The following is a 5,040-nucleotide window of genomic DNA, read 5'->3' as shown; positions in this document are numbered from 1 at the left end:
CGGAGGCTACCGTCCATGACTACATTATTTTTGTGATCAGGCCGGGACAGAAATGCCCCGCCAGTCAGGCCCCGGCATCAGATGCCGGCACGGTCATTCGAATTCAGGAGGATGGCGCGGCGCGCGCGTGCAGACTCGCGTTGAACGCGGGCACACACAGAAATTCGGGGGGAGACAGGCTGGAGAAAAACGCCGCCGCGCGGTCGGCGCAGGCAACTGGAAAGTGGGCCGGATCATTGGCGACAGACGTCGCCCCGTTCATCGCATCGACGATTGCAAACCGCGTGACCAATTGAAACCTCGACTTCCATTTGAGGGTCAACGACGAGGAACAACCTGCGCGGGGATGACAGCGCCAGGGTGGTCCCGATCGGCTGCGACTGCCGGGTCTGTAGACACACGGCAATCTTCTGGCGCCGGGTTTGTGACCCGAAGCGCCGGCGGATAATAACCACGTTTTTTGCCGGGGAGGCAAACAAAATGTAGGAAATTTGCTAAATAAATATCGGACGTTTCCTACATGGTTGTGACGATGGCAAAGGGACAGGGATGTCAAAAATGCTCGTACACCGTTCCGCCGTTTCGTGCAGGCCACGGGCATCGAAAACCGCTGCAGAGTCTTGAGTGGCCAGCGAAAAAGTCACCACGCGACATACCTCGATAGCCGGGCGCTAACAAGCGCTAACAACGCATAACTGGCAGTCATTCGGCTGTGAAGGCAGGCTTGAATCTCACCGCTGAACGCCGGGCCACCTGCAAATCTTTTCCGCAGCCGCGCTCAGTCGAACAATGGTTTTGCGAGGGATTCGACCATGGCTGAAGGTTATCGCCACACTTGCCTGTGCGAGTCAGACCGGCTCGGCAACGACGAACTGTATGCCTTGGTCGCGGGCGCCGTCAGGCATGGCCGGGGTGAGGCGCAACAGCTGTTCGCGACGGTGACGCCGTTGCTCATCGCCTTTTACGAAGGTCAGGTGCAGGCCGGGCGGATCCGTCGCGAAGACACCGGCGGCCTCGTTCAGCAAGCCTTCAGGGCGCTCTATCAGGAACAGGCCGCCCATGACCCGAGCTTTCCGTTTCGCGCCTGGCTGATCGAGATCGCCCGCACGATCCTGCTCGACAACCTGGGCCATCGCGGCACTGACGCCGTGGCCACGGCCGACGCGCTGGCGGGTGCGTCTGCGCGTGAATGTCATGAACCCACACGGGCAACATGAACCGCCCTTTTCGCTGTGAAATGCTCTTCAGGGAATGCCCATGATCGATATCGAAAAAACCCTCTACTCCGCCCATACCTGCACCACAGGTGGCCGCGAGGGCACAGGACGCAGTGACGATGGCCGACTGGATCTCAAGCTGTCGCCACCGGGTGCGCCGGGCACCGGAACCAACCCCGAGCAATTGTTCGCCGTGTGCTGGTCGGCCTGCTTCCTCGGCTCGCTGCGCCATGCCTGCAACGCGCGCAAGATCGGTTTTCCTGCACAAGCGATGGTTAATGCGCAAGTCGATCTGGCTCATGGGGAGCAAGGGTTCTTCCTGCAGGCCCAATTGGCGGTCTCGCTGCCGGATATCGAACCGCAAGTGGCGCTCCAGCTGATCGACGCAGCGCACCAGAACTGCCCCTACTCCAAGGCCACGCGCAACAACATCAAGGTCAGCATCACCCTCGCCTGATCCGTCTTTTGCCGACAGCAAAACGCAATCCATTCCAACCACACCTTCGTACTATCCGGCGACACCATGGTGCAATAGATCGCGCCCGGGGCTTTTGATGTGATGGTGGGAAACCGACAAAAGCCAGGAGTTGCGCATGAACAAGCTGACGACTGCTGCGGGCGCGCCCGTGGTTGATAACAACAACGTACAGACGGCAGGCCCGAGAGGCCCGATGCTGTTGCAGGACGTCTGGTTGCTGGAAAAACTGGCGCACTTCGATCGGGAAGTCATACCCGAGCGGCGCATGCACGCCAAGGGTTCGGGCGCGTTCGGCACCTTCACCGTCACCCACGACATCACCCGTTTCACCAAGGCCAGGCTGTTTTCCAGCGTGGGCAAGACCACCGATGTGTTCGTCCGGTTTTCGACCGTGGCCGGCGAGCGTGGCGCGGCGGACGCCGAGCGTGACATCCGCGGGTTCGCCATCAAGTTCTACACCGAGCAAGGCAACTGGGATCTGGTGGGCAACAACACGCCGGTGTTCTTTCTGCGCGATCCGTTGAAATTCCCCGACCTCAACCATGCGGTCAAACGCGACCCGCGCACCAACATGCGCAGCGCCCGCAACAACTGGGATTTCTGGACCTTGCTGCCGGAGGCGCTGCACCAGGTCACGATTGTCATGAGCGACCGCGGACTGCCGCGCACCTACCGCCACATGCACGGTTTCGGCAGCCACACCTTCAGTTTCATCAGCCCGGCGAACGAACGTTTCTGGGTGAAGTTCACCTGGAAGACTCAACAAGGCATCGAGAACCTGACCGATCAACAAGCCGCGACACTGATCGGCGATGACCGCGAAAGCGCCCAGCGCGACCTGTACAACGCCATCGAGGAGGGCCACTTCCCGCAATGGAAGCTTTACGTGCAAGTGATGCCGGAACTGGACGCCGAGACCTACCCGATCAACCCGTTCGACCTGACCAAGGTCTGGCCTCACGCGGATTACCCGCTGATCGAAGTCGGCGTGCTCGAACTCAACCGCAACCCTGACAACTACTTCGCCGACGTCGAACAGGCGGCCTTCAACCCGGCCAACGTGGTGCCGGGCATCAGTTTTTCACCGGACAAAATGCTCCAGGCGCGCCTGTTCTCCTATGGCGATGCACAGCGCTATCGCGTCGGCGTCAATCATCACCAGATTCCGGTGAACGCCCCGCGCTGCCCGGTCAACAGCTACCACCGGGACGGCCAGATGCGCACCGATGCGAACGCGGGCAGCACAATCGGCTATGAACCCAACAGCTACGGGCAGTGGGCCGAGCAACCGGATTTCAGCGAACCACCGCTGGCCCTGAAAGGCAGCGCCGGGCACTGGAATCACCGCGAGGACGACGACTACTTCTCGCAACCGGGCGCACTGTTCCGAGCCATGTCCCCCGCCCAGCAACAGGTCTTGTTCGAGAACACCGCGCGCTCGATCCATGGCGCCAGCGCAGAGTCGAAACAACGACACATCGACCACTGCACCCGGGCAGATCCGGCGTATGGCGCAGGAGTTGCGCACGCCATTGAGGCACTGGGCTGATCTGCAATGACGCTGGCAGGGAGCCGAAACAACAACGCCCGGATTATCCGGGCGTTGTTGTTTGTACGAATCAGTCAGGCAGTGATTCGCGGCTGAAGGCCTGCACCTCCTGCACCAGACCGCGAGCGGCCATTTCCACCAGTTGCCGACCCTTTTCCGGCGAAGCCTGGGCCGGGTCCGAGCCCATGCGGCCGTCCGGGTGACGGGCGCGGAAATCCGCCGCTTCACGGATCGGCCCCCAGTTGGCGATCTGCGGCGAGTAGTCCGCCGACTTGATGGAATCGGGGTAGGCCCATTGGGTCACGGCGATTTCCGAAGGCGTGGCATGAATGCCGTGGCCGGTCGGGAACTGCTCACGCGCCAGCTCGTTCACCCCTTCCAGATCCCACCAGTTGCACAGCTTCAGGGCGAACCCGGCCTTGCGTCGGGCGAAACTCGCTTCGGCGTACAGCTCCGAAAACGCCGCTTCGATTGAGGCGATGTTGCCGCCGTGGCCATTGAGGAAAAAGATCTTTTCAAAGCCGTGGGCGGCCAGCGAACGGGTCCAGTCGGCGATGGCGGCGATGAAGGTCGAAGGCCGGAGCGAGATGGTGCCGGGGAAGCCGAGGTGATGTTGCGCCATGCCGATGTTGAAGGTCGGGGCAATCAGAATATCGGCGTTTTTCTGCGCTTCATGGGCGATGATTTCCGGGCACATCCAGTCGGTGCCCAGCAGGCCGGTCGGCCCATGCTGTTCGTTGGAACCGATGGGGATGACGATGGTGCGGCTGCGTTCGAGGAATTGCGCTATTTCGGACCAGGTCGATAGGTATAAAAGCATCAGGATTTCTCACTCTTCGAAGGTTCCTCGCGGAACGAGGGTGGGTGTTCAATGCACCTGCAACAGCAGCGTCATTGATACCACCCGCCTCCCTTCGACGACAGAATACGAAGGTATCGGAATCGCCGGAACGCGCTAATCGCGAACGAGAAATTCACGGGGCGATTCACCCATCACCCGTCTGAACATGGCACTGAAGGCACTCTGGCTGGCGTAGCCCAGATCCCGGGCAATCACCCCGACGGATTGCCCCTTGTCGAGCCGGTCGATGGCGGTCGCCAGCCGCACCTGCTGCAGCCAGTGGCGGAAATTCAGGCCGGTTTCATTGACGAACAGGCGTATCAGCGTGCGCGAACTGGCACCGACCCGGTCTGCCCAATAGCCGATCGAATGGTCTTGTCCGGGATCCTGCAGAATCGCCTCGCACACCGTGACCAGTCGCCGGTCGACCGGCCATGGCACTTCGATCGGCAACGTCCGCGCCGCCTGCAATTCACTGAGAATCAACGCCACGATGTGCACGTTGCGGCCTTCCTGCGGGTATTCGATCGGCTGCTCGGCCAGGGCCAGAATCAACTCGCGCAGCAGTCCGGGGATCTCCAGCACTTTGCAGTGATGGCCTAGCCCTGCGCAGACCTGCGGCTCGATGTAGATCGAGCGCATCTTGACCGCGCTGAGCATCAACTGGTCGTGGATCACCCCGGGCGGAATCCACAGCGCGCGCTTCGGCGGCAGGATCCACAAGCCGCGCTCGGTAGCCACCTGCATCACGCCGTTCGAGGCATACAGCAACTGCCCGTGCCGATGCACGTGCGGTTCGTTGTATTCGCCGGTGGCCTGATCGCGCACCAGCACGGTCATTACGCGCGGCACGTCCTGATAGTCGGGATAACGTTCGCTGCGCGGCGTGGACTCACGCTGGGCGATGACCTTGCGCACCTCTCGTTTCATCGGCTGGCGTCTCCTGAAAACAGAC

General features: G+C 61.3%; 5 protein-coding genes. 3 read left to right on the top strand and 2 right to left on the bottom strand.

What is annotated here, in order from left to right; all coding sequences use genetic code 11:
* The first annotated feature begins 812 nt into the window (after nt 1-812).
* The 3 genes from GQX66_RS00215 to GQX66_RS00205 all read left to right on the top strand — a co-directional run bounded on the left by GQX66_RS00215 (nt 813) and on the right by GQX66_RS00205 (nt 3,244).
* On the top strand, nt 813-1,217 hold the full coding sequence (locus GQX66_RS00215; protein ID WP_102686666.1) for a hypothetical protein: 405 nt from the start codon (nt 813-815) through the stop codon (nt 1,215-1,217).
* Nucleotides 1,218-1,257: 40 nt separating this feature from the next.
* A complete protein-coding gene (locus GQX66_RS00210; RefSeq protein ID WP_085747538.1) occupies nt 1,258-1,674 on the top strand; it encodes an organic hydroperoxide resistance protein in 417 nt (138 codons plus the stop codon).
* A gap of 136 nt (nt 1,675-1,810) precedes the next feature.
* Nucleotides 1,811-3,244 carry a catalase gene (locus GQX66_RS00205; RefSeq protein ID WP_236191293.1) on the top strand — a complete coding sequence of 478 codons (1,434 nt, stop codon included), beginning with the start codon at nt 1,811-1,813 and terminating at the stop codon, nt 3,242-3,244.
* A 70-nt stretch (nt 3,245-3,314) separates the two neighbouring features.
* Here the strand turns inward: GQX66_RS00205 and GQX66_RS00200 are convergent, their stop codons facing one another.
* Nucleotides 3,315-4,064 (bottom strand): creatininase family protein, encoded by a 750-nt coding sequence (locus tag GQX66_RS00200; RefSeq protein WP_064595644.1) that lies wholly within the window; start codon nt 4,062-4,064, stop codon nt 3,315-3,317.
* Nucleotides 4,065-4,199: 135 nt separating this feature from the next.
* Complete coding sequence (locus GQX66_RS00195) at nt 4,200-5,015, bottom strand: helix-turn-helix transcriptional regulator (RefSeq protein WP_240864898.1); 816 nt, start codon at nt 5,013-5,015, stop codon at nt 4,200-4,202.
* Nucleotides 5,016-5,040: the final 25 nt, after the last annotated feature.

The organism is Pseudomonas sp. B707 (assembly GCF_022496685.1).
GTDB classification, from domain to species: Bacteria; Pseudomonadota; Gammaproteobacteria; order Pseudomonadales; family Pseudomonadaceae; genus Aquipseudomonas; species Aquipseudomonas paraglycinae.
The sequence above is the reverse complement of the archived record's forward strand: the minus strand, read 5'-3'. Positions and strand labels throughout refer to the sequence as shown.

What these genes read in the sequence shown, in the direction of transcription:
- GQX66_RS00200 (WP_064595644.1), bottom strand. Translation starts at nt 4,064, where the DNA reads ATGCTTTTATACCTATCGACCTGGTCCGAAATAGCGCAATTCCTCGAA.
- GQX66_RS00205 (WP_236191293.1), top strand. Translation starts at nt 1,811, where the DNA reads ATGAACAAGCTGACGACTGCTGCGGGCGCGCCCGTGGTTGATAACAAC.
- GQX66_RS00215 (WP_102686666.1), top strand. Translation starts at nt 813, where the DNA reads ATGGCTGAAGGTTATCGCCACACTTGCCTGTGCGAGTCAGACCGGCTC.
- GQX66_RS00210 (WP_085747538.1), top strand. Translation starts at nt 1,258, where the DNA reads ATGATCGATATCGAAAAAACCCTCTACTCCGCCCATACCTGCACCACA.
- GQX66_RS00195 (WP_240864898.1), bottom strand. Translation starts at nt 5,015, where the DNA reads ATGAAACGAGAGGTGCGCAAGGTCATCGCCCAGCGTGAGTCCACGCCG.